Annotated in this window: 23 protein-coding genes; 11 read left to right on the top strand and 12 right to left on the bottom strand. The window is 72.8% G+C overall.

The window, feature by feature from the left end:
• Positions 1-56 precede the first annotated feature (56 nt).
• The 4 genes from H516_RS0110610 to H516_RS0110595 all read right to left on the bottom strand — a co-directional run bounded on the left by H516_RS0110610 (position 57) and on the right by H516_RS0110595 (position 4,121).
• The gene (locus H516_RS0110610; RefSeq protein WP_022889696.1) at positions 57-1,754 is read right to left on the bottom strand and encodes a glycoside hydrolase family 10-like protein; all 1,698 of its coding nucleotides are present in this window, start codon (positions 1,752-1,754) and stop codon (positions 57-59) included.
• A gap of 81 nt (positions 1,755-1,835) precedes the next feature.
• The gene (locus H516_RS22405; protein WP_026378670.1) at positions 1,836-2,702 is read right to left on the bottom strand and encodes a 5-oxoprolinase subunit C family protein; all 867 of its coding nucleotides are present in this window, start codon (positions 2,700-2,702) and stop codon (positions 1,836-1,838) included.
• Between the two features lie 31 nt (positions 2,703-2,733).
• On the bottom strand, positions 2,734-3,363 hold the full coding sequence (locus H516_RS22400) for a 5-oxoprolinase subunit B family protein (RefSeq protein WP_033197102.1): 630 nt from the start codon (positions 3,361-3,363) through the stop codon (positions 2,734-2,736).
• On the bottom strand, positions 3,360-4,121 hold the full coding sequence (locus H516_RS0110595) for a LamB/YcsF family protein (RefSeq protein ID WP_022889695.1): 762 nt from the start codon (positions 4,119-4,121) through the stop codon (positions 3,360-3,362). Before H516_RS0110595 ends, H516_RS22400 begins: the two co-directional genes overlap by 4 nt.
• A 48-nt stretch (positions 4,122-4,169) precedes the next feature.
• Here H516_RS0110595 and H516_RS0110590 point away from each other — a divergent pair, with 48 nt between their 5' ends.
• The 3 genes from H516_RS0110590 (at position 4,170) to H516_RS19630 (ending at position 6,863) form a co-directional block, all read left to right on the top strand.
• Positions 4,170-5,402 carry a PQQ-dependent sugar dehydrogenase gene (locus H516_RS0110590; RefSeq protein ID WP_084620634.1) on the top strand — a complete coding sequence of 411 codons (1,233 nt, stop codon included), beginning with the start codon at positions 4,170-4,172 and terminating at the stop codon, positions 5,400-5,402.
• Between the two features lie 193 nt (positions 5,403-5,595).
• Positions 5,596-6,093, top strand: coding sequence for a SprT-like domain-containing protein (locus H516_RS0110585; RefSeq protein WP_022889693.1), 498 nt, complete (start codon positions 5,596-5,598; stop codon positions 6,091-6,093).
• A gap of 26 nt (positions 6,094-6,119) precedes the next feature.
• A complete protein-coding gene (locus H516_RS19630) occupies positions 6,120-6,863 on the top strand; it encodes a CGNR zinc finger domain-containing protein (RefSeq protein ID WP_022889692.1) in 744 nt (247 codons plus the stop codon).
• A gap of 49 nt (positions 6,864-6,912) precedes the next feature.
• Here H516_RS19630 and H516_RS0110575 read toward each other — a convergent pair whose 3' ends face one another.
• A complete protein-coding gene (locus tag H516_RS0110575; RefSeq protein WP_022889691.1) occupies positions 6,913-9,966 on the bottom strand; it encodes a hypothetical protein in 3,054 nt (1,017 codons plus the stop codon).
• Positions 9,967-9,975: 9 nt separating this feature from the next.
• Positions 9,976-10,818, bottom strand: coding sequence for a 2-phosphosulfolactate phosphatase (locus H516_RS0110570; RefSeq protein WP_022889690.1), 843 nt, complete (start codon positions 10,816-10,818; stop codon positions 9,976-9,978).
• 122 nt (positions 10,819-10,940) lie between these two features.
• On the opposite strand from H516_RS0110570, the gene H516_RS0110565 reads away from it, so the two are divergent.
• From H516_RS0110565 to H516_RS0110545, 4 genes are all read left to right on the top strand, one after another.
• Entirely contained in the window at positions 10,941-11,465 is a 525-nt protein-coding gene (locus tag H516_RS0110565) for a hypothetical protein (RefSeq protein ID WP_022889689.1), read from the top strand.
• Positions 11,462-12,091, top strand: coding sequence for a DUF1684 domain-containing protein (locus H516_RS0110560; RefSeq protein ID WP_022889688.1), 630 nt, complete (start codon positions 11,462-11,464; stop codon positions 12,089-12,091). Before H516_RS0110565 ends, H516_RS0110560 begins: the two co-directional genes overlap by 4 nt.
• Positions 12,092-12,330: 239 nt before the next feature.
• Positions 12,331-13,884 (top strand): DEAD/DEAH box helicase, encoded by a 1,554-nt coding sequence (locus H516_RS0110555; RefSeq protein WP_022889687.1) that lies wholly within the window; start codon positions 12,331-12,333, stop codon positions 13,882-13,884.
• 411 nt (positions 13,885-14,295) lie between these two features.
• Positions 14,296-14,910 carry a hypothetical protein gene (locus tag H516_RS0110545; protein WP_157432229.1) on the top strand — a complete coding sequence of 205 codons (615 nt, stop codon included), beginning with the start codon at positions 14,296-14,298 and terminating at the stop codon, positions 14,908-14,910.
• Positions 14,911-14,946: 36 nt separating this feature from the next.
• Here the strand turns inward: H516_RS0110545 and H516_RS0110540 are convergent, their stop codons facing one another.
• Positions 14,947-15,444, bottom strand: a complete 498-nt coding sequence (locus H516_RS0110540) for a hypothetical protein (protein WP_022889684.1) — start codon at positions 15,442-15,444, stop codon at positions 14,947-14,949.
• Positions 15,441-16,118, bottom strand: coding sequence for an RNA polymerase sigma factor (locus tag H516_RS19625; RefSeq protein ID WP_022889683.1), 678 nt, complete (start codon positions 16,116-16,118; stop codon positions 15,441-15,443). Before H516_RS19625 ends, H516_RS0110540 begins: the two co-directional genes overlap by 4 nt.
• A 148-nt stretch (positions 16,119-16,266) precedes the next feature.
• On the opposite strand from H516_RS19625, the gene H516_RS0110530 reads away from it, so the two are divergent.
• Positions 16,267-16,770: a GNAT family N-acetyltransferase gene (locus tag H516_RS0110530; protein WP_022889682.1), complete on the top strand. Its 504-nt coding sequence runs from the start codon at positions 16,267-16,269 to the stop codon at positions 16,768-16,770.
• A gap of 40 nt (positions 16,771-16,810) precedes the next feature.
• On the opposite strand, the gene H516_RS0110525 is transcribed toward H516_RS0110530, so the two are convergent.
• Positions 16,811-17,392, bottom strand: a complete 582-nt coding sequence (locus tag H516_RS0110525) for an NUDIX hydrolase family protein (protein WP_022889681.1) — start codon at positions 17,390-17,392, stop codon at positions 16,811-16,813.
• A gap of 36 nt (positions 17,393-17,428) precedes the next feature.
• On the opposite strand from H516_RS0110525, the gene H516_RS0110520 reads away from it, so the two are divergent.
• The gene (locus tag H516_RS0110520) at positions 17,429-18,079 is read left to right on the top strand and encodes an alpha/beta hydrolase (RefSeq protein ID WP_022889680.1); all 651 of its coding nucleotides are present in this window, start codon (positions 17,429-17,431) and stop codon (positions 18,077-18,079) included.
• Positions 18,080-18,089: 10 nt separating this feature from the next.
• Here H516_RS0110520 and H516_RS0110515 read toward each other — a convergent pair whose 3' ends face one another.
• Positions 18,090-18,497, bottom strand: coding sequence for a DUF5997 family protein (locus H516_RS0110515; RefSeq protein WP_022889679.1), 408 nt, complete (start codon positions 18,495-18,497; stop codon positions 18,090-18,092).
• Positions 18,498-18,584: 87 nt separating this feature from the next.
• On the opposite strand from H516_RS0110515, the gene H516_RS19620 reads away from it, so the two are divergent.
• Together H516_RS19620 and H516_RS0110505 are read left to right on the top strand one after the other, a co-directional pair.
• The gene (locus H516_RS19620; protein WP_022889678.1) at positions 18,585-19,322 is read left to right on the top strand and encodes a LysR family substrate-binding domain-containing protein; all 738 of its coding nucleotides are present in this window, start codon (positions 18,585-18,587) and stop codon (positions 19,320-19,322) included.
• Entirely contained in the window at positions 19,319-20,068 is a 750-nt protein-coding gene (locus H516_RS0110505) for a glutamine amidotransferase (RefSeq protein WP_022889677.1), read from the top strand. Before H516_RS19620 ends, H516_RS0110505 begins: the two co-directional genes overlap by 4 nt.
• A 66-nt stretch (positions 20,069-20,134) precedes the next feature.
• On the opposite strand, the gene H516_RS0110500 is transcribed toward H516_RS0110505, so the two are convergent.
• Positions 20,135-20,407: a GlsB/YeaQ/YmgE family stress response membrane protein gene (locus tag H516_RS0110500; RefSeq protein WP_022889676.1), complete on the bottom strand. Its 273-nt coding sequence runs from the start codon at positions 20,405-20,407 to the stop codon at positions 20,135-20,137.
• A 105-nt stretch (positions 20,408-20,512) separates the two neighbouring features.
• Positions 20,513-21,304, bottom strand: coding sequence for a YidC/Oxa1 family membrane protein insertase (locus H516_RS0110495; protein WP_022889675.1), 792 nt, complete (start codon positions 21,302-21,304; stop codon positions 20,513-20,515).
• Between the last annotated feature and the right edge of the window lie 108 nt (positions 21,305-21,412).

The following is a 21,412-nucleotide window of genomic DNA, read 5'->3' as shown; positions in this document are numbered from 1 at the left end:
GGACCGACTCGCCCGATCGGCTCCGAAGTCGTGGCGATCCCCGAATCCGTGGCGGCTCAGCCGACCGAGTGCACCCGGCTCGGCGCGCTCTCGTTCCACACCCGATCGAGCGCCGTCACCGCGTACGTGTACGAGCGGCCCACCTCCGCCGAGTCGTCGACGAATCGCTGGACCACGCCCCCACTCGCACGAACGGTCGCGATGAGCGCCGTGGCATCCTCGACGTCGATGCCGACGCCGTCGCCCTCGACGCGGTAGACGGCGAAGGAAGTCGCCCGTCTCGTCGGCGGCGCCGCATCCTGCCACTGCAGTTCGACGCCGGCGTCGCCGCGCACGGGGGGCGTGAGCACGGGAGCCCGCACCGCCGTCGCCGGCAGCCACTCCATCGCCGGCACGATCGCCGGGTGCGCGTAGTGGTCGGCGAGCACCCGCGACATCGACCCCTTCGGGTCGGCCGGAACGTGCTTCGCCGAGAAGTACACGTTGCCGTGCACGGGCGTTCCCGCCGCGTCGATCTCGCGGCCGAGCGTGAGGTGGTTCGAGAGCTCGGCCGGGTCGGTGAACGCTCCCGAGGTCACCTTGTAGAGCGCCTCCCCGACGTACAGGTGCGTGCCCGACGTCGCGGCGACGTCGGCCCACCAGGGCGCGAGCTTCGCGTAGTCGGCGACCGCGAGTCCGATCTGCCAGTAGATCTGCGGGTTGATGTAGTCGAGCCAGCCCTCGAGCACCCACTTGCGGGTGTCGGCGAACTGGAGGTCGTACGACTGCGATCCGCCCGTCTCGGAGCCCCGCGGGTCGGTCGCGCGGTTGCGCCAGATGCCGAACGGGCTGATGCCGAACTTCACCCACGGCTTCAACGCCTTGATGCGCTCGGAGATCGAGCTGACGAAGGTGTCCACGTTGTGCCGCCGCCAGTCGGCGACGTCGTCGAAGCCGCCGCCGTGCGCGGCGAAGGTCGCCGCGTCGGGCACCGTCTGACCGGCGACCGGGTAGGGGTAGAAGTAGTCGTCGAAGTGCACGCCGTCGAGGTCGTAGTGCTCGACCGAGTGCAGGATGGCGCGCTGGATGTGCTCCTGCACCTCGGGCAGTCCGGGGTCGAAGTAGAGCTTGCCGCCGTACGCCCACGCCCACTCGGGGTGCACGCGCGCGGGGTGCTCGGGCACGAGCTTCGCCGGGTCGGCCTGCATCGAGACGCGGTAGGGGTTGACCCAGGCGTGGAGTTCGAGGTTGCGGGCGTGCGCCGCCTCGACGATGAAGGCGAGCGGGTCGTAGCCGGGATCCTGCCCCTGCACCCCCGTCAGGTACTGCGACCACGGTTCGAGCGGGCTGGGCCAGAACGCGTCGGCCGTCGGCCGGATCTGCACGAACACCGCGTTCAGCTTGAACTGCCGGGCCACGTCGAGCCAGTGGACGAACTCGGCACGCTGCTCATCGGCGGTGAGTCCGGTGCGGCTCGGCCAGTCGATGTTGACGACGGAGGAGATCCACATGGCGCGGAGCTCGCGCTTGCGCGGACCCGCCGCGGTCTCGGCGCCGGCGGTGCCCGCTGCCGCGCCCGCGGCGAACGCCGGCGTCGGCGCGAGGCTGCCCACCGTCACGGTGAACGCGGATGCGGCGACGCCGGCCACGGCGAGGGTGAGGAAGCCGCGGCGGTGGAGAACTCCAGCGGGAACGGCCGGAGGGTCTCCGCCATCGAGGTGCATCGCGTGCCTCGCGTGCCTCGCGTGGTCGTCGTGCGTGTCGTCGAGGGGCATCTTCGATCCTCCGAGTCGTGGGGTTTTGGAAGATACTTCCATACTCACTCGAAGTTGTGAAGAGTAGTTTCCAGCGGGGAGTCAGGCGTGCCGGAAGCGCAGCTCCTGCCCCGGCCGCAACTGCGCGACCGCGTCGAGCGACGACAGCGCCACGATCGCGATCACCGGGTACCCGCCCGTCACCGGTCGATCGGCGAGCAGGATCGTCGGCCGCCCGTCGCCTGCGACCTGCACCGAACCCGGCACGGTCGCCTCGCTCGCGAGCTCACCGGCATCGCGCCGTTCGAGCGTCGGGCCGACGAGCCGCGCACCGATGCGGTCGGCCTGCTCCGAGAGCCGCCAGGACGCCTCGAAGAACGTCGCCCCGGCCGCGTCGGTGAACCAGTCGGCGCGCGGGCCCGGGCGCAGGGCCAGAGTCACCGCTCCGTCGGGCGGTGCGAACGCGGCCTCCTGGTCAATGAGCGGCACGGATGCCTCGGGCTCGGCGCCGATCGCGAGCACCCTCCCCGGCGCGAGCGGTTCGGGGCCGATGCCCGAGAGCGTGTCGCGCGAACGCGAGCCGAGCACCGGCGCCTCGTCGATGCCGCCGCGCACCGCGAGCGAGTAGCGGAGCCCGCGCACGGCCGGGCCGAGCTCGAGCACGCCGCCGTCGGGGGCTCGCACCGCCGTGTACGGCGCCACCGTGCGCCCGTCGAGGACGACCGGGCCCCAGGCGCCGGCGACCGCGAACCAGCAGTCGCCGCCCGTGAACCGCGCCCGGAACCCGCCGACCAGCACCTCGACGATCGCGTCGCCGTCGCGGTTGCCCACGAGCCGGTTCGCGAGCCGGGCTGCGCCGCGGTCGAGGGCCCCCGAGCCCGTCACCCCGAGGTGGGCGAAGCCCGGCCGACCGAGGTCTTCGACGAGGGCGAGCGCGCCGGGGGACTCGACGACGAGGGCGCGGGTCATCCGCGCACCCGCTCGACGACGAGGGCGCGGGTCATCCGCGCACCCGCTCGAAACGCACCCGTCGGCCGGGCGCGAGCACGGCGGGCTCCGGCCGCCCGGCATCCCAGAGCACCGCATCGGTCCGGCCGATGAGGCGCCAGCCGCCCGGGCTCTGCCGCGGGTAGACGCCGGCGAAGGCTCCGGCCAGCGCGACGGCTCCCGCGGGCACCCGTGCGCGCGGTGCGCCGAGTCGCGGCACCTCGAAGGACCAGTCGTCGCTCACGAGGTAGCCGAATCCGGGGGCGAAGCCGCCGAAGGCGACCCGCCACGACGCGGCGAGGTGGCGGGCGACGAGTTCCTCGGGCGAGACGTGCAGCAGGGCCGCGGTCTCGTCGAGGTCGTCGCCGTCGTAGACCACGGGTACGACCGCCTCGCCGAAGGCGGCAGCATCGGTCGCCGGCGCATCGTCGACCCTGATGCGCCGCAGCCACGTCGCGAGCGACTCGAGCGGGAGCACCGCCGGGTCGACCACGACGAGCAGCGTGCGAGCAGCGGGCACGAGCTCGATCACGCCGGGCCGACGCTCGGGGGCGAGCGCATCGTGGAGGGCGAGCACCTCGTCGAGCCCGTCGCACTCGACGAGCAGCGCGGACTCGCCGCTCGGCAGCAGGCGCCTCGTCACACGAACGCCTCGATTCGGCAGCCGGCGCCCTCGAGCGCGGCCCGCACGGCGCGGGCGATCGCCACCGCGCCGGGGGTGTCGCCGTGCAGGCAGAGCGAGTCGGGGGCGAGTTCGAGCCGGCTGCCGTCGTCGGCGACGAGGCCGCCCGTCTCGGCGAGCTCGAGCGCCCGGTCGGCGGCGGCGGCGGGGTCGTCGATGATCGCACCGGGCTCACCGCGGGGGCTGAGCGAGCCGTCGGCCGCGTAGCCGCGGTCGACGAAGGCCTCACGGGCGAAGACGAGCCCCGCGGCATCCGCCGCCGCCTCGATCTCGCTCGCCCGCGGACCGAGCAACGCGAGCGTCGGGTCGTAGGCCGCGATCGCCCGGGCGACGGCGTGCGCCGCGGGCCGGTCGGTGACGAGGCGGTGGTAGAGCGCCCCGTGCGCCTTCACGTAGCGCACCCGCGTGCCCGCGAGGCGGGCGAGGGCGTCGAGCGAGCCGAGCTGCGCCACGAGCTCGGCGGCGATCTCGCCGGGGGCGACGTCGAGCGCGCGCCGGCCGAAGCCGACGAGGTCGCGGTAGCCGGGGTGCGCGCCGAGCGCGACGCCGTGGCGCGCCGCGCGGCGGGCGCTCTCGAGCATGGTGGCCGGGTCGCCGGCGTGGAACCCGCACGCGACGTTCGCGCTCGACACGAGGCCGAACATCGTCTCGTCGTCGCCGACGCGCCAGGCGCCGAACGACTCGCCGAGGTCGCTGTTGAGGTCGATCGCGGGCCGCATCCTCCCATTCTGCCGCTGCGGCGCGCAGACTGGGGGTTGGGAGGCGGCATGAGACGGGCAGACGGCGACGTGGCGGTGGATGCCTCGGTGAGGCCCCGCCCGTTCCCCCGGCATCCGATCGCGGGTCGCGTGCTCGGCTCCGCATGCTCGGCGGCCCTGCTCGCGGTGCTCCTCGGCTGCACGGCCGACCCACCCGCGGCGACGCCGACCCGCACGCCGACGCCCGCACCCTCGGCGAGCGCGACCTCGCCCCCGACTCCGAGCGAGCCGCCGGCGCCCGAGGCGGTGCAGCCGACGGGCGAGGTGTCGGTCGTCGCCGAGGGGCTCGATGCGCCGTGGTCGATCCTCGTGCTGCCGGGCGGCGGCACGCTCGTCTCGCAGCGCGATCGCGGCGACATCGTCGAGGTGCTGCCCGATGGCGCGCTCCGCGTCGTGACCGAGGTGCCGGGGGTCGCCGCCGCCGGGGAAGGCGGACTGATGGGGCTCGCGCTGCTGCCCGGCGACGCCGACCGGCCGCCGTACGTCTACGCGTACTTCACCGCGGCGAACGACAACCGCATCGTGCGGATGCCGCTCGACGGCGCCCGGGGCTCGCTCTCGCTGGGGGCGCCCGAAGAGATCCTCACCGGCATCCCGAAGGCCGGGAACCACAACGGCGGACGCCTCGCGTTCGGCCCCGACGGACTGCTGTACGCGACGACCGGCGACGCCGGCGTCCGCGATGCCGCGCAGAACCCCGACTCGCTCTCGGGCAAGATCCTGCGAATGGACCCCGAGGGCGAACCCGCCCCGGGCAACCCCTTCGGCAACTTCGCCTGGTCGATCGGTCACCGCAATCCGCAGGGTCTCGCGTGGGATGCCTCTGGCGGCATGTGGGCCGCGGAGTTCGGCCAGAACACGTGGGACGAGCTCAATCGCATCGAACGCGGTGCCAACTACGGCTGGCCGATCGTCGAGGGTGCAGCCGGTGATCCGCGCTTCACCGATCCCGTGCAGCAGTGGGCGACCGGGGAGGCGAGCCCCAGCGGTCTCGCCGCGATCGGCGACACGCTCTTCCTCGCCGCACTCCGCGGCGAGCGGCTGTGGACGATCGCCCCCGCGACCGGCGCCGGCGACCTCGCGTCGACGGCCTGGTTCGTCGGGGAGTTCGGGCGGATCCGCGATGTCGCCGCAGCACCCGACGGCGGGCTCTGGTTCATCGGCAACAACACCGACGGGCGAGGTTCGCCGCGCGACGGCGACGACCGGCTGTTCGCCGTGGGGCTGGCGCCCACGGGCTGATCGCGCCGCCGCGAGCTGATCACGCCGCCATGAGCTGATCGCGCCGCCATGAAATCGGAGATCTGCACAGGATCGGGCCGTTGTCCCCTGCGCCGCCCGAAATCGTGGCGAACACCGATGCGGTGGCGGCTCTGCCCCGTTCGGGGGTCGCGAACCCCTCCCCCGTGTGGCCGGCCGGGGCTATTCTCATCCCATGGCGGATCTGGAGCGGGTGCGACGGTGGGCGGAGGCGCTCATCGTGCTGCATCTCGACCCGGCGGTGTGGAGCTTCGAGTTCGACAACGCCAAGAAGCGCGCGGGTCTCTGCAACTACACGGCCAAGCGCATCTCGGTGTCCCGCTACCTGGCGGCCCGCTACGACGACGACGAGATCCACCAGATCCTCTTGCACGAGGTCGCCCACGCCATCGCGGGCCCGCGCGCGGCGCACGGGCCGAAGTGGGCCGCCGTCGGCGCCGAACTCGGCTACATCGGGCGCCGCACGCACGACGGCGAGGTCGCCCACGAGCTCGCGCCCTGGGTCGGCAACTGCCCGGCCGGGCACGAGCACTTCCGCTACCGACAGCCGACCCGGGCACTCAGCTGCGGGCTCTGCCGACGAGGCTTCGATCGGGCCAATCTCATCGTCTGGCACCACCGCGAGATCACCCCCGCGGTGCGCCGCAGGGCCGCGAGCGCGGCCGTCGGCTGAGCCCGGCGAACCACTACGCTGGACGGATGCCCGTCTCCACCGTCTCGATTCCCATCGGGCAGTGGCTCATTCCCGCCGAGGGCGTCCGCTGGTGGTTCGACTCAGGTTCGTTCGCGCTCGATTTCGCGACGACCGGGTCGATCGGGGGCACCGCGGCCGGAGCCGGCGTCGAACGCCTCCACTCCCCCGACGACCTCACCGCCTGGCTCCGTGAACGATTCCCGGTCCCCGTCGGCGCCGCTCGATCTCGCGACCTGTTCGACGCCGTCGCGCTCCGCGACTCGATCGCGCGCATGGCCCTCGCCGCCAGCCGCCGCGAGGCGCCGCGTGCCGGCGACGTCGACGTCGTGAACCTCTATGCGGCGACGCCCGACGTCCCGCCCTCGCTCGCGGGCGGCTCCCGTCAGGCGGGCCGTTCGGTGCACACCGTGCCGCAGGCGCTGTCGACGATCGCCCGTGACGCGGTCGACCTGTTCGGCCCGGTCAACCTCGAACGCATCCGCGCCTGCTCGGGCGACGACTGCGACGTCGTGTACCTCGACACCTCGCGCGCCGCGACCCGCCGCTGGTGCTCGATGCAGCGCTGCGGCAACCGCGCGAAGGTGCGTGCTCACCGAGCCCGCAAGAGCCGACGCGCGCCGGCGTCGAACGGACTCGCCGAACCGCTCTTCGGCGACCCCATCGTCGGCGAGCCCGCGTCCGCAGTGCCCGAACCTTCGGCGTCCGCGCCCGTCGAGCCCACGCCTGCAGAACCCGAACGCGCGGCCTGACGGCGTCGTACCAGGGTCGCGCGGCTGCGCGCCGCCCGGGCGCGGTGCGTCAGCTGCGCGCGGCGGCTCCCCTGCGCCGCGGCAGCGCCAGAAGCGCCCCGATGACGAGCAGGGCGGACGCGAGCGCGGCCGCGAACCAGGCCGCCTCGCCCGGGATGTCGAGGTAGGTCGTGATGCCGAGGATGCGCGCGAGGCCCCATGGCAAGAGCCCGAGCTCGTCGTTCCAGAGCGTGAGCGCGCGCTCGAGGCCGATCACCCCGATGACGAACGACGGCACGACGAGCCCCGCCCCGACCGCCGCGAGCACGAAGCCGGTCGCGCGCCTGGCGCCGACCTGCGTCGCGAGCGTCCAGCCGGCGACGACGAAGACCCAGACGAAGAGCGCGAACGCGAGCACGATGTAGCCGGTACGCAGCGGTGGGTCGGTCCAGAACGCGAACCAGTAGCCGCCGGGCCCGGTGAACGACAGCGCGACGAGCGTCACGATGCAGCGCAGCACCACGACCCCGCCGACCGCCGCGATCACGGGCCAGGGCGAGCGCCGACGGACGCACAGGCGCAGCACGCCGGCGAACACGGTCCACGCGCCGATCACGACCGCGAGATGGGTCCACGACAGGAACGACGTCTGCACGGCGCGGGTCGCCACGAGGAGGGCGACCGGCACCAGGAACAGCAGCCTGCGATCGAGTTCCAGAAGGCCGAGGGTCGACTCGCGGGCCCGCCATGGGCGTGTCGAGGCCACCCAGGTTGCGCGCGCCGCCGTGGCGCCGGGCTTCGCGACGAGCCGCGTCCGCGCGGCGAGCATGCCGATCACCACCCAGGCGAGGGCGAGCACGAGCAGCCCGCGCGCCGCCCACGCCATGGCGGGGTCGCGCTCGGCGCGATCGACGCCGAGCTGCGCGGCGGTGAGGTTGAAGGCGGGGTGGTCGAGGTCGCCGTCGTATCGGGCGAGGTGTTCCGCGGCGAGTTCGTCGAAGCGGTTCCGGTCGGACTCCCACGCCGCGCGGGCCTCGGGCGAGCCGGTATCGTGCCACTGCCCCTGGTGCAGGATCAGCGCGCGGTACGCCGCGAGCAGACGGAGGGTTCCGAGCTCGTAGTCGAGGGTCGAGACGAACGCCTCCCTCAGCTCCGGGGAGCGCCAGCTCGAGACATCCGTCTTCGCCACGATCTCGCGCATCTGCTCGACCGCGCCCACCGCTTCGGCGCCGCTCGCGATCGCCGCCTCGATGCCGTCGACGCCGCCGCCGCCGCCGGCCGAGTCGCGCACGATCGAGTACATGACGTCGAGGACCGCCGAGTCGCCCGTGAGGATGTCCCACTCGAAGATCCACATCATGGGCGGCGGCTCGAGGCCGATGGCGAAGACACGCTGCTCCGCGAACTGCTCGAGGTACATGCCCTGCTCGATCGCCGTCCGCGACCGGGTCATCGCGTCGACGATCGCCTCGACGGTGCCGGGGTCGTCGGAGAACCACTCCCGCGCCCATGCCGCGGTGATGGCGGCGACGTCGGCGTCGGGATCACGAGCGAGGTCGGTCGCGAGTTGCGTGTCGAGCTCGTACAGCTGCCAGAACCCCGCCTTGAGGTAGAGCGACATCGGTCCGGCGCGCCACGGGCCGCCGTCCTGCGTCCACACCCAGACGCCCTCGATGCGGTCGTTCGCCGCGAGCAACTGCTGGAGCGCCCACTGGTACTGCGTGCCGAGGTCGTTCGGGAAGGCGCCGAAGTTCTCGAACTCGCGCCGGCTTTGGAACTCGACGATGCGACGCTGGGACCCCTGCTCGAGCGTGTGGTTGAGCGGAAGCCAGCTGTAGAAGTCGCCGAGCGTGTACTTGGTCGACACGATGAGCGCGGGCGAGTCGACGCCGCCGAGCACCGCCTCGTAGGACGCGTCGCTGGTGTGCATGTCGCCGACGGCGCCGACGCCGACGCTCCACGTGCGGAAGATCACCTCACGACCGGTCGCCTCGGCCTGCCCGGTGAACGCCCCGAGCATCGCGCGCACCGCCTCGACCGTCGTCACCTTCAGCGCGGAGTAGGAGTCCCAGCCGCCCACGTCGTAGATCGCACCGGCCTCGCCGATCCGTATGAGCACGCCGTCGAGCGCGGGCACGGCCGCGTACAACTCGTCGAGGCCCGCGGTGTACACGCCCCAGAACTCGGGGTCCTCGGTGTCGAGCGAGCCGAACCGCTCGGTGAGGGCCCGCTCGAGCGGAGCGGTGAGGGCGAGCATGTCGGTACGCAGGAACACCTGCACGCCGAGCTCGTCGGCGCGCTCCCAGAACGGGGCGAACGCCGCCCGGAGTGCGAGGGCGCGGTCGCGGTGCTCGTCGCCCTCGGCATACACCGGGCCGCCCGGCGCGTCGTCGAAGGTCGCGAACTCCACGAACCCCGGGAAGGCGACGGCGTTCGACCCGTTCGCGAGAGAGTGTCGCAGGAACGCCTCGAAATCGTCGTAGGCCGCGGCGAGCGCGGTCTCGTCGATGTAGGGCGCCTCGGGCTGCACGACGCCGGCGAAGGCCTTCGACGCGTGCGAGTAGTCGTCGCCCGACTGCCATTCGGCCGGGTCGGGCTCGACGCCCACGGCGCCGAGGTCGGTCATGCGCAGCGGCAGCCGGGAGGGCTCGTGCACGCCGAGGAGGTCGGCGACGGGTGCGCCCGCACGCACCTGCGCCGCGAGGTCGTAGATCGCGCGAACCGCGCCGACCTCGGTGAACGCGACGATGCGCAGCGTCGAGGCATCCCCGCGGAGTTCGTACCCGTCGTCGCCTGGCCCGGAATCGGCCTCCTGCCCCTCGATCAGCTCGACCGAGACCTGTGCCTCGCCTTCGCGCGCCGACGCGTCGGCGACGGCGTCGCGCAGCTCGTCGACGGCGACCCCGAACCGTGCCGTCTCGGGCACGTCGAGCATCGTGAACTCGGGCGGTGCCGCCGCCGGCGCGACCTCGGGCACGCCGGCCGCGGCCGGCCGCATCTGCTCGCTCGGCTCGGTGCGGATGCCGAGCGCGTCGCCCACCGCGTACGCGACGCCGAGACCGAGGGCGACGAGCACGAGGGCGGTGACCACGGCGAGGATGCCTCGCCTGGTCGCCGTCGTCATGAACAGATCCTATTCGGCGACGAAGACCCCGCCTCGCAGCACCGGCACGACGGGGGTGACGTCGCGCTCGGCGGCGAGTCGCGCGTCACCCGCGAAGCCGAGCTCGCGGAGTTCGACACCGCTGCCCGAGGCGCTGATGAGATGCCCGGTCGCCCGGGAGAGCCCCTCGTAGGCGGCGCACGCGACCGCGGCCTCTGGCGAGGTGTGATCGATGCCACGGGCGACGAGCGCGTCGATGACGGCGCCCGCGACCAGCAGATCCTCGATCGCGAAACGAGTGCCGTCGGCGAGCGGCGAGCCGGGCTCGGCCGGGCGGCGCTCCACCGCGTCGGGCGCGAGTCCGCCGGACCCTGCCGACCCGATCCCGGCCCGTTCGCCGGCGGCGACGACCGCGATCATGAACCGGTCGCCGTGCTCGGCCTGCATCGCGAGGAGTCGCTCGGCGACCGCCGTGCGGTTGCGCATCGAGGCGGCGATGACGGGGACGCCGAGCACTCCGAGCCGGTGCGCGAGCGCGCCGCCGTTCGGCGAGGGCACCACGACGAGCGGTGCGGCCTCGGGCGCCCCGATGAAGCTCGAGGGCGACAGGCTGGGGCCGGCCTCACCCCGACGCACGGCCACGACGCCGTCGTGCGCTGCGGCGAAGGCGGCGGCGCCCGCGAGATCGTCGCTCGGCCACGGTGCGACGGCCGTGCCGTGCTCGGCGGCGACGACGACCGCGGTCGTGAAGGAGAGGGCGTCGACGAGCACGACGGCGTGCACCCCGGGAGCGATCCGATCGGCACCGGCCGCGCCCCAGTCGAACCGCACCTGGTACTTGGCCTGTCCGAAGGGATCCGTCGTCGCGCTCACCGCGACAGGTTACCCGCCGGGGCGGGCGCCGGCGCAGGCTCACCGCGGCGGCGCCGAGCACGAGCCGGGGAATCACCCCGGATCCCTTGGCACCGACGAGTGCTCCGTCCTACTCTCGGCACATGCGGGTGCTCCTGAAACTCACGCTCGACTGCACACCGGACGCGGCGTGGCGTGCGATCCGGAGTCCCGCCGTGCTGCGCGAGGTGGTGACGCCCTGGCTCGACTTCGAGTCCCTCGAGCCCGGCGGTCTCCCGACGATCTGGCCCGAGGGCCCGCACCGAGTGCGCGCGCTCGCCTTCCGCCGCTTCTCCGCGGGCGAGGAGTTCGTCCACGTGAGCTACCCCGGCGGCCTGCCCGAGGGGGTGCGGATGCTCCGCGACGGGGGCGGCGCGATCACCGGGCCGCTCGCGGTGTTCCGACGATGGGATCACCGCATGGCGGTCTCCGCCCTCCCCGACGGCCGCACGCTCTACCGCGACCGGCTGCTCGCGAGCGCCGGCCCCTGGGAGCCCGCCGCGTGGTACCCGACCTGGCTGTTCTGGCAGTGGCGGGGCCGGCGACTCAGGCAACTCGCCCCGGGCTGGTCGTACGATCCGCCCGGCACCGCCGATGCCGACGCCCGCGCGTCGGAGCCCCGGCGATGACCGCCTCGATCGGCGCACTCCAGCTCGCCGACTGGCGCCGCCGCGTGTTCGGCCTCTACGCGGGGGTGCGGCAGCTCAGCGTGCATGACCCTGCGGCCGGCCACGCCCTGTGGATCTCGGGCCGCGACGAGCTCTTCGCGGGGCATCCCCAGTCACCGTTGCTGCCCGACGACCGCGCGCGATTCACCGGCCTCACCGTCGCCCGATACGACCCCGACTGGCGCTTCGAACTCGAGGTGCGCCGCACCGAGGAGCCGCAGCGGATGACGGTCGACAGTGCGACCGACGGCGAGATCCCGTTCGCGCTCGTCGGCGCGGTGCGAGTGCCCTACCTCGGCACGCTCGACGTCTGGCGGCTCAGCGGATACGGCGGTGGCCTGTTCCTCCCCGTGAAGGACGCCCTCGCGGGTGCGCCCGGCGGCACCTACGGCGGCGGCAGGTACCTCCTCGACACGGTCAAGGGTGCCGACCTCGGGCCGGGTGCCGACACCGACACCCTCGTCGTCGACTTCAACTTCGCGTACAACCCCTCGTGCGCCTACGACCCCTCGTGGTCGTGCCCGCTCGCCCTGGAGGGCAGCACGCTTCGCGCCGAGGTGCCGGTCGGCGAGCGGATGCCCCGCTGACAGCGCCTGCACAGGGGCATCCGCTATGCTGGCGGACGGCGAGCGCGATGATCGCGCCGCCTGCGTCGTAGAAACGCTTCCGGGCCGGGTTCGAACTCCGAGCCGCCCGATGACTCTCATACGGCGAACGGATGCGCCGACCGGCGCCTTCGCCAATTCCCACCGCCGGGCCTACTCCGTCGCTCTCCGCACTGCGAAGCGCGACGCGCCCGGCCGTGCCATGCCCCCGAAAGGCACCAGTGACCGACACCACCTTCGCAAGCCTCGGCGTGCCCGCCCCCCTCGTGGCGATCCTCGCCGCCGACGGCAAGACCACCCCCACCCCCATCCAGGCCGACTCCCTGCCCGACACCCTCGCCGGCCGCGACGTGCTCGGCCGCGGCAAGACCGGCTCGGGCAAGACCATCGCGTTCGCCCTGCCCATGGTCGCGCGTCTCGGCACGACCCTCGCGGGCGGACAGCGCCGCGCCGGGCGCCCCCTCGGCCTCGTGCTCGCCCCGACCCGCGAACTCGTCACCCAGATCGCACGCGCCATCGAGCCGCTCGCCGACGCGTACGGCCTCAAGGTCACGACGATCTTCGGCGGCATCAACCAGAAGCGTCAGGTCGAGGCACTGCGCGCGGGCGTCGACATCGTCGTCGCGGCGCCCGGCCGCCTCGAAGACCTGATGAAGCAGGGCTTCGTGCACCTCGACGCCGTCGAGATCACCGTGCTCGACGAGGCCGACCACATGGCCGACCTCGGATTCCTGCCGGTCGTCACCCGCATCCTCGACAAGACCCCGCGCGGCGGCCAGCGCCTGCTGTTCTCGGCGACCCTCGACAACGGGGTCGACAAGCTCGTCAAGCGCTACCTCGAGAACGAGGTGCTGCACTCGGTCGACGAGGCGAACTCGCCCGTCGCGGCGATGACCCACCACGTCTTCCTCACCGACGACGCCGACACGAAATTCGAACTCGTGAAGACGCTCGCGAGCGGCATGGGCCGTCGCATCCTCTTCATGCGCACGAAGCACCACGCGAAGAAGCTCGCGAAGAAGCTCACCGAGCAGGGCATCCCCGCCGTCGACCTGCACGGCAACCTGTCGCAGCCGCAGCGCGACCGCAACCTCGCGGCCTTCGCCGACGGCACGGCGAAGGTCATGGTCGCGACGGATGTCGCGGCGCGCGGCGTGCACGTCGACGACATCGAGCTCGTGGTGCACGTCGACCCGCCCATGGAGCACAAGGCGTACCTGCACCGCTCGGGTCGCACGGCGCGCGCCGGCAGCGAGGGCGACGTCGTGACGATCGCCATGCCCGGCCAGCTCCAGGACCTCAAGCAGCTGCTCCGCAAGGCGGCCATCACGGTGACCCCGTCGCCGGCCGTGCCCACCACTCCCCAGGTCGTGAAGCTCGTCGGCGACGTCGCGCCGTACGTGAAGCCTGCTCCCCGCGCTGCTGCACCGCAGCAGGGCGGCGGTCGCTCGCAGGGCGCGAACGCCCAGCGCAAGCGCGCCGCTCGCGACGGCCAGGCCGGCGAACGCCAGGGCCAGTCGCAGGGAGGTCGCGGTCGCGGTCGCGCCGGCCAGTCGGATGTCCCCGCCGGCGCTCCGCGCCGCGATCGCTCGGGTCGTTCCGCCGAAGCCAAGTCGAGCGCACCCAAGCAGGGTTCGGGCCAGAGCCGCGGCGCCCAGTCGACGGGCGCGCAGCGCAGCGGCGGCTCGCGCGGCGGCGCCAAGCAGCCGATCCGGGTGGGCAGCCTCGTCTCGCCGTCGCGCAACACGCGCACCAACCGGCGCGCGCAGGGCTGACCCTCCCGTCGAGTGCACCGGGGCCCGTGGAGTTCGACTCCACGGGCCCCGGTGCTGCGGGTCGGCGTTCCCCCGATCGTCGACCCCGCATTCCCGTCCCCCGACGGGATCGGGCCGTGTCCCCTCGGCCCGGGTCGATCGCGATGCGTCGCCTCAGCCGGCGGGCATGACCGCGCGGCCGATCTCGCCGCCGACGACCATCGCCAGCGCGACCATCGCCGCGGCGGCGAACGCCAGCAACACGATGGCCATCGACTTCGTGCGTCGCATCGCCACTCCTTCCCTCACCACGGATATGTCCGGGTGGGGCGAAAAGGTTCCCGATTCGTGGAACTTTCTTCTGAGGTCCGGACATATCAGTGCGGCCGGTCGGTGACGACCGCGCCGAACCCGATCCCGAAGGAGTCATCGATGTCCATCCGTCAGTCCGCACTGACCGCAGCGACCGCGCTCGTATTCGCCGTCGGCGTGCTCGCACCGGCCATGCCGGCGAGCGCCGAGCCGCGAACGGCGAGCCCCGCAGCGCTCGAGCTGTCCGAATCCGCGCTGTCCGCCCGCGCGCCGGCAGGCGCCGAGCTGCACTGCGCGCTCGACATCGGCTCGGCCGAGGCACCCCGCGCGAAGGTTCCCGAGCCCGTCTGCTTCTCCTCGGTCGACGAGGTCGACCGCTACCTCGAGGAGCGCTCGGCGGCGGTCGGCTCCCGCTCGCTCGCGGCCGGGTCGGTCGCAGCCGCATCGGTCGCGGTCGGCCGCATCTACAAGGACATCAACAAGGGCGGGTCGAGCCTGACGTTCTGGGGATCCAGCGGGTGCGACGGCGCGACCTTCGGCTTCCCGTCGCTCTCGTCGAGCTGGAACACGTCGGTGAGTTCGATCATCGGCCTGAACGGGTGCTGGGCGACGGGGTACCTGGCCACGAGCTACGGCGGGTCGCGCATGAACTGCATGCCCTATTGCAGCGCCCTCGGCAGCTACAACGACCGGATCAAGTCCCTCGTCTTCCGCCCGAAGGGCACGCTGGGCTGACGCCCGCCGATCGGTCGATCTCCGGGCCTCAGGAGATCAGCCGGTGGGCGGTGCCATCCCGAGTGCCGCGCAGATCGACTCGTTGGGCGAGGGCACCACTGCGGCCGTGCCGTCCTCCATGACGCAGAGCTGCAACTCCTCGGGCACCCTGCCCGGGGGGTTGTGCTCGGCGAGCGGGTCGTACCCCGGCTCGAAGAGCCCCTGCTCCCACATGAGGGTGCAGATCTGAATCGGGTCGCCCCATTGTTCGTCGCTCTCGGTGACCGACGCGCCCGAACCGGGATAGCTGCCGTCGGCTGCTCGGGTCGGTTCGCTCAGGCATTGCACGTAGGTACTCTGCGTGACCGGGCCCGGGGCCAGCAGCACCGTGCCGGCCGTCACCGCGACGCCCGCGGCGAGCACCCCGAGCCCGCCCCAGCCGATGACCCGCCGCCGCCGGCGGGCGGCGCGCACGGCCGGTTCGCGGCTCACGTGGTCGACGAGCATCGCCCGGATCGCGTCGGCGCGATCCGGCCGCATCTCGGGCTCGGTCATCCGGTCACCTCCAGGTCGTCGGCGGCGTGCGCGGGTCGGGGCGGGCGGGCCTCGTGCGACGGCGTTTCGGCTGCCGCCGCACGCGTTTCGGCTGCCGCCGCACGCGACTCGGGCCACACCGCGTCGCCCAGCTCGACCTGGAGCTTGCGACGGGCGCGCGACAGGCGCGACTTGACCGAGCCGAGCGGGACGTCGAGCGCGGCCGCCGCGTCGGCGAGCGGCAACTCCTCGATGAAGCACAATTCGACCACTCGCCGCTCGGCGGGGTTCAGCCGCTGGAGCGCCTGCTGCAGGCGGCCGGTGAGCCGCTGCCCGTCGAGGCGCTCCTCGACCTCTCGTCCGGGGTCGACGGCGTGCCGGGCGGCCGGGATGGCCGCGAGGAGCCGCTTGTGGCGCCGCGCGGCGCGCTGGGTGTTGAGGGTCACGTTGGTGGTCACGACGAGCAGCCAGGGCAGCAGCGAACCGTCGACGAAGCGGACGTCGCCTCGACGACGCCAGGCCTCGAGGAAGACCACGGCGACGATGTCCTCGGCGTCGGAGACGTCGTGCACCTGCGCGTAGGCGCGGCGGAATACGCGCGCGCGGTAGCGATCGTAGACCACGCCGAACGAGGCCTCCGTGCCCGACGTCGCCTCGAGCCAGAGCGCCGCGTCGGTCCGCCCGTCTTCGCCCATGCTCGGGCAAGCCTAACCGGGCGTTCCGCCGATCGGGGATTCGTGGGAGTTGCCATGCACTGATATGTCCGGATGACCCGCCGAGGTTCCCGATCCGTCATGCGGGCCCGATTTCGCACCGACGACGGACTGGCTTAGTCTCGGGGGCATGAGCACCGAAGTCGTTGCCGAAGTCGTCGTCCGTCCCATCCGCGATTCCGATGTCGAAGCCTTGGGCCGGGTCCACGCCACCTGCTGGCACGAGACCTACGACCACCTGATCAGCGCCGCCGCGTTCGAGAAGCTCTCGCCGCGCCGCATGGCCGAACTATGGAACCACTACGCCGAACGCGGCGAGGAGTACGCCCAGTTCGCCGCCCTCGTCGACGGCGAGATCGTCGGCTTCGTCGGCTCGGGCCCCGCCCGCGACGACGGCGCCCCGCGCGAGCGAGAGCTGTACTTCATCTACCTGCTCGACGCCTACCACGGCACCGGCATCGGCCAGAAGCTCTTCGATGCCGCCGTCGGCACCGAACCGGTCTACCTCTGGGTCGCCTCCGACAACCCCCGCGCGCATCGTTTCTACACGCGCAACGGCTTCACCGCCGACAGCGCCGACCAGCACGTGCCGTTCCTCGGCGAGGAGATCCACGAGGTGCGGCTGGTTCGCTGAGTCCCCACCCGTGGTCGGGTGGCGGTGCGTGTCGAGACCGTCAGCGCAGGGCGCCCACCGAGGCGAGGCCCTGCTTCACCAGCAGGCCCCGCCCGCCCTCCATCTCGCTCGTGACCGTCTCACCCACGGCCTCCTCCGGCGTCATCCACGTCACTTCGAGCGCGTCCTGGCGCGGCTCGCAGGTGCCCGTGACGGGCACGACGAACGCGAGCGACACCGCGTGCTGTCGTTCGTCGGTGAACGGGGTGATGCCCGGCAGCGGGAAGTACTCGGCGACGCCGAACGGCACCGGGCTCGCGGGAAGCAGCGGGAACGCCATCGGCCCGAGATCCTTCTCGAGGTGCCGGAACAGGGCGTCGCGGATGGTCTCGCCGTACATCACGCGCCCCGAGACGAGCGTGCGGGTCATCTCGCCGACGGCGTTGGCGCGCAGCAGCACCCCCACCTCGGTGACCTGCCCGAGTCCGTCGACGCGCACCGGAACGGCTTCGACGTAGAGGAGCGGCAGTCGACCGCGCACCTCCGCGAGTTCGAGGTCGCTCAACCAGCCCGGGTTCGCCGGCGGACGCACGACGGGCTCATCGTCGGGATTCCAGTCGGGATCGGGGGTGCGTACGCTCATGCCCTCGATTCTGCCCCACGCCGATAGCGTTGTCGCATGACGAGTGTGCTGATCGACGACGACGCCGTGCTCTGGTCGGCCTCTTCCGCCGACCGCGAAGGGCGGCCGCTGCTCGTGCTGCTGCACGGCTACAACTCGAACGAGGGCGATCTGTTCGGCCTCACGCCGTATCTGCCGCTCGAGCCCGCCGTCGCCTCGTTGCGGGCGCCGATCTTCGCGGGATACGGCTACGCCTGGTTCCCGCTGCTCGCGGAGGGCGCCGAGCTCTCGGTCGAGGGCGCAGACGCCGCGGTCGACGCGCTGCTCGCCTGGTTCGATCGCGCCGCACCCGACGCGGGGCCGATCGGCCTTCTCGGCTTCTCGCAGGGTGGTGCGATGGCGCTCGAGTTGCTGCGCCGCGCGCCGGAGCGCTTCGCATTCGCGGTCAGTCTCGCCGGCTTCGCGCTCCCGGGCGAGCGCGAGGGCGACGGTCGGATGTCACGGCTCGCGCCGCCCGTATTCTGGGGCCGCGGCACCGCAGACGAGGTGGTGCCAGAGGCATCCGTCTCGCGCACCCTGGCGTGGCTGCCCGAACACTCGACGCTCGACGCGCGCATCTACGAGGGCCTCGGCCACTCGGTGTCCGAGCGCGAGCTCGCCGATGTCGCGGGGTTCCTCCGCGAGCGCTACGCCGCCGCGGAGCGATAGGAGGGCCGGGTCAGACCCCGCTGCCGCCTCCGCCGCCGGCGGCGCGACGCGCGGCGCGCTCCTTGTCACGGTCGGCGACGCGGATCTTCTCGGCGCGGACGGCCGCCTGAGTGGCGCGTTCCTGCACCAGCCACGCGGGCGGTGCGACGAGGAGTGCCTTGATCTCGGTCGTGGTGAGCGGCTCGGTGACGCCGCCTCGGGCGAGGCCCGAGTTCGAGACACCGAGCTTCGCGGCGACGACGGGGCGCGGGTGCGGCCCCTCACGGCGCAGGGTCTCGAGCCACTCGGGCGGGTCGGCCTGCAACGCGGCGAGCTCGTCGCGCGTGATGACCGCGGCGCGGAACTCCTCGGGTGCGGCGTCGAGGAGGATGCCGAGCTTCTTCGCCGCCGTCTCTGCCTTCATGGACTGCGGCTTCATGGCCTTCGGCTGCTTCTCACTCACCCTGCAACCGTAGCCGACGGTAGCCTGAGAGGCATCCGCACGCAGGAAACAAGGGGGCGCCGAATGGCATTGCGGCTCGATTACGTCGCGGGCGTCTCGCCGTCGAAGTGGCTGCGCGCGTGGGGCGAGCGCCGCGCCGACCTGCCGCTCGAGGCGGAGCGGGTCGACGAGCACCTGCAGCTCGAGCGCCTGCGGACGGGCGAGGCCGACCTCGCCTTCGTACGGCTGCCGGTCGAGACCGAGGGACTCCACGTCATCCCGCTCTGGGAGGAGCTCGCCGTCGTCGCGCTGCCGAAGGAGCATCCCTTCGCCGACGAAGCCGAGCTCGCCGTGGCCGATCTCGACGGCGAATCGCCCGCGCCCGTGCAGCTCGACCCGGCGATGACCCTCGAACTCGTCGCGGCCGGCACGGGTTACGCGATCGTCCCGCATTCGATCGCGCGGCTCCACCAACGGCGCGACGTCGTCGCCGTTCCGCTGTCCGACGCCCCGCCCACGCGGATCGCGCTCGTCTGGCGCATCGAACGCGACGACGACGACATCCAGGAGTTCGTCGGCGTCGTGCGGGGCCGCACCGCACGCAGTTCGCGGGCCGACGAGACGCCCGAGCTCTCGCCCGCGAAGGCGGCGAAGAAGGCGGCCGCCGAGCGTCGGGCCGCCGAGGCGGCTCGCGCGGGGGGCAGGCCCACCGGCAAGACCGCCGGAAAGGGCTCAGCCAAGGGCGTGTCCGGGCGCTCGGGCTCGGGCCGCGGGGCATCCGGCCGGACCGCCTCGCAGCGCGGGCGGAGGAAGGGCCGATGACCGCGGCAGCGCCGTTCCTGTTCCTCTCTGCACGCCCCGAGATCGAGGCGGTCGGCCCCGAGTACGAATCGGTCCGTCGCGCGACCGGCCTCGATGCGGGCAGGCTCGAACACCATCGTCTCGACGTCGAGTCGCTCGGCCGCGTGCCGCTCGCCGCGTACGCGGGCATCATCGTCGGCGGCAGCCCGTACAACGTGACGACGCCCGAGGCGAACAAGCACGCGGTTCAACGCCGGGTCGAGAGCGAGCTCGCCGAGCTGGCCGAGTGGGCGCTCGAGGCCGAATTCCCGTTGCTGTTCACCTGCTACGGCATCGGCGTGCTCACGCAGGTGCTCGGCGGCGCCGTCGGCACCCTGCACGGCGAGAACGCCGCGGCGGTCGAGATCACCCTCACGGCCGAGGGCGCCGCCGACCCGCTCGTCGGCGCGCTGCCGCCCAGCTTCGATGCCCTCGTCGGCCACAAGGAGTCGGTCGAGACGCTACCGGGCGGTGCGGTGCTGCTCGCGAGTTCGGCCGGATGCCCCGTGCAGATCTATCGGGTCGGGGCCCGCCTGTATGCGACGCAGTTCCACCCCGAGGTGTCGACGGCCGACTTCATCGCCCGGGCGCAGGTGTACCGTCACCACGGCTACTTCCCGGCGAGCGAACTGCGCGAGGTGAGCGCACGGCTCGACTCGGCGAGCGTCACCGAACCGCAGCGACTGCTCGCCCGATTCGTCGAACTCGTCGACACCGGCTGGGGCTGAACCGGCGCGGTACGCGCCGCAGCGAAAGCGGATGCCGCACGGGGCATCCGCCTTCGCCGACGGCGATCAGGCCGCGCTGTTCCGGCTTCCGCGCGTGACCAGACCCCAGATGAGCAGCACGATGATCGAGCCGCCGATCGCGAGGAGCCACGTGCCGAGGTCCCAGAACTCCGTCAAGGGGCGGTTGAGGATGAGGCTGCCGAGCCAGCCGCCGAGGAGGGCCCCGACGACGCCGAGCAGCAGGGTGACGAACCAGCCGCCCGCCTGATTGCCTGGCAGGATCAGCTTGGCGATGGCCCCGGCGATCAGGCCGAGGATCAGAAACGCGAGGAAACTCATGGTTGCTCCTTCGTTCGATCCTCCAACGTTGGCACCGCGAGACCAGCTGGGCAAGCCCTTGTCGCGCGTGTCGGCCGCACGCCCCGGGCGTTCGACGCGCACGGATCAGGCGGGATTCGGCTGCGGGAGCGGGTACACGCGACGCAGCAGCACCCGCTGCGCGAGCGTCCATGCGACGGTGACGAGCAGGTAGAGACCCGCCGCGAGCGGCACGAACACCGCGATGATCGCGGTGACGAATTGCAGGAGGCCGAGCATCCGCTGGGCGCCGGCGGTGGCGAGCGGCGACGGGGATGCCGCGTTCGCCGCGCCGTCGGCCGCGTTCGCCGCGCCGTTCGCCTGCGCGCGGAACACCCGCCGCGTCACCTCGCCGACGAGCGCGATCGAGAGGATGATCGTGGCGAACACCGCGAGCCCCCCTGGCGTGAGCGTGCCGTCGACGATCGAGCCCGCGAGACTCGTGCCGAGCGGGACACCCGCGAGCGTCTCCTGCAGCAGCGCATTCGCGTGTCCGGCGATCGTCGGGAGGATGAACAGGGCGTAGATGACGCCGACGACGGGGGCCTGGGCGAGCATCGGCAGACAGCCCGCGAACGGGCTCGTGCCCTCGTCGCGGTAGAGCGCCATCATCTCTCGCTGCAGTCGTTCGGGGTTCTTGGCGTGCGTGCGCTGCAGCTCGGCCAGCCGCGGTGCGAGCCGGGCACGCCCCTGCTCGGCCTTGGCCTGCGCGACGCCCACGGGGATGAGCGCGGTGCGGACGAGCAGGGTCACGAGCACGATCGCGGCGGCGGCGCTCGCGGCGCCCGTGAACGGTGCGATCAGGTCGGCGAGGCCCATGAGCACGGCGTGCGCACCGTCGAGGAGGGCGGCGAGGGGCGGGAAGGCGTAGAGATCCATGGCGGGTGAGCGTCCTTTGCGGTCGGCGAAACGGGGTCCGTCTGGCCGCGACGGGACGCCGAACATCGCCGAGGAGTCGCCGGCGGCGCACGTCTGACACGACGGGCG

This window comes from Agromyces italicus DSM 16388 (genome assembly GCF_000421545.1).
Taxonomy (GTDB): Bacteria; Actinomycetota; Actinomycetes; order Actinomycetales; family Microbacteriaceae; genus Agromyces; species Agromyces italicus.
Note: the sequence above shows the minus strand (reverse complement) of the source record. Positions and strands in the feature narration are given on the sequence as shown.

Excerpts from the sequence above, each read along its gene's own strand:
- H516_RS0110610 (WP_022889696.1), bottom strand. The coding sequence starts at position 1,754 with ATGCCCCTCGACGACACGCACGACGACCACGCGAGGCACGCGAGGCAC.
- H516_RS22405 (WP_026378670.1), bottom strand. The coding sequence starts at position 2,702 with ATGACCCGCGCCCTCGTCGTCGAGTCCCCCGGCGCGCTCGCCCTCGTC.
- H516_RS0110595 (WP_022889695.1), bottom strand. The coding sequence starts at position 4,121 with ATGCGGCCCGCGATCGACCTCAACAGCGACCTCGGCGAGTCGTTCGGC.
- H516_RS0110590 (WP_084620634.1), top strand. The coding sequence starts at position 4,170 with ATGAGACGGGCAGACGGCGACGTGGCGGTGGATGCCTCGGTGAGGCCC.
- H516_RS0110585 (WP_022889693.1), top strand. The coding sequence starts at position 5,596 with ATGGCGGATCTGGAGCGGGTGCGACGGTGGGCGGAGGCGCTCATCGTG.
- H516_RS19630 (WP_022889692.1), top strand. The coding sequence starts at position 6,120 with ATGCCCGTCTCCACCGTCTCGATTCCCATCGGGCAGTGGCTCATTCCC.
- H516_RS0110575 (WP_022889691.1), bottom strand. The coding sequence starts at position 9,966 with ATGACGACGGCGACCAGGCGAGGCATCCTCGCCGTGGTCACCGCCCTC.
- H516_RS0110565 (WP_022889689.1), top strand. The coding sequence starts at position 10,941 with ATGCGGGTGCTCCTGAAACTCACGCTCGACTGCACACCGGACGCGGCG.
- H516_RS0110560 (WP_022889688.1), top strand. The coding sequence starts at position 11,462 with ATGACCGCCTCGATCGGCGCACTCCAGCTCGCCGACTGGCGCCGCCGC.
- H516_RS0110545 (WP_157432229.1), top strand. The coding sequence starts at position 14,296 with ATGTCCATCCGTCAGTCCGCACTGACCGCAGCGACCGCGCTCGTATTC.
- H516_RS0110540 (WP_022889684.1), bottom strand. The coding sequence starts at position 15,444 with ATGACCGAGCCCGAGATGCGGCCGGATCGCGCCGACGCGATCCGGGCG.
- H516_RS19625 (WP_022889683.1), bottom strand. The coding sequence starts at position 16,118 with ATGGGCGAAGACGGGCGGACCGACGCGGCGCTCTGGCTCGAGGCGACG.
- H516_RS0110530 (WP_022889682.1), top strand. The coding sequence starts at position 16,267 with ATGAGCACCGAAGTCGTTGCCGAAGTCGTCGTCCGTCCCATCCGCGAT.
- H516_RS0110525 (WP_022889681.1), bottom strand. The coding sequence starts at position 17,392 with ATGAGCGTACGCACCCCCGATCCCGACTGGAATCCCGACGATGAGCCC.
- H516_RS0110520 (WP_022889680.1), top strand. The coding sequence starts at position 17,429 with ATGACGAGTGTGCTGATCGACGACGACGCCGTGCTCTGGTCGGCCTCT.
- H516_RS0110515 (WP_022889679.1), bottom strand. The coding sequence starts at position 18,497 with ATGAAGCCGCAGTCCATGAAGGCAGAGACGGCGGCGAAGAAGCTCGGC.
- H516_RS19620 (WP_022889678.1), top strand. The coding sequence starts at position 18,585 with ATGGCATTGCGGCTCGATTACGTCGCGGGCGTCTCGCCGTCGAAGTGG.
- H516_RS0110505 (WP_022889677.1), top strand. The coding sequence starts at position 19,319 with ATGACCGCGGCAGCGCCGTTCCTGTTCCTCTCTGCACGCCCCGAGATC.
- H516_RS0110500 (WP_022889676.1), bottom strand. The coding sequence starts at position 20,407 with ATGAGTTTCCTCGCGTTTCTGATCCTCGGCCTGATCGCCGGGGCCATC.
- H516_RS0110495 (WP_022889675.1), bottom strand. The coding sequence starts at position 21,304 with ATGGATCTCTACGCCTTCCCGCCCCTCGCCGCCCTCCTCGACGGTGCG.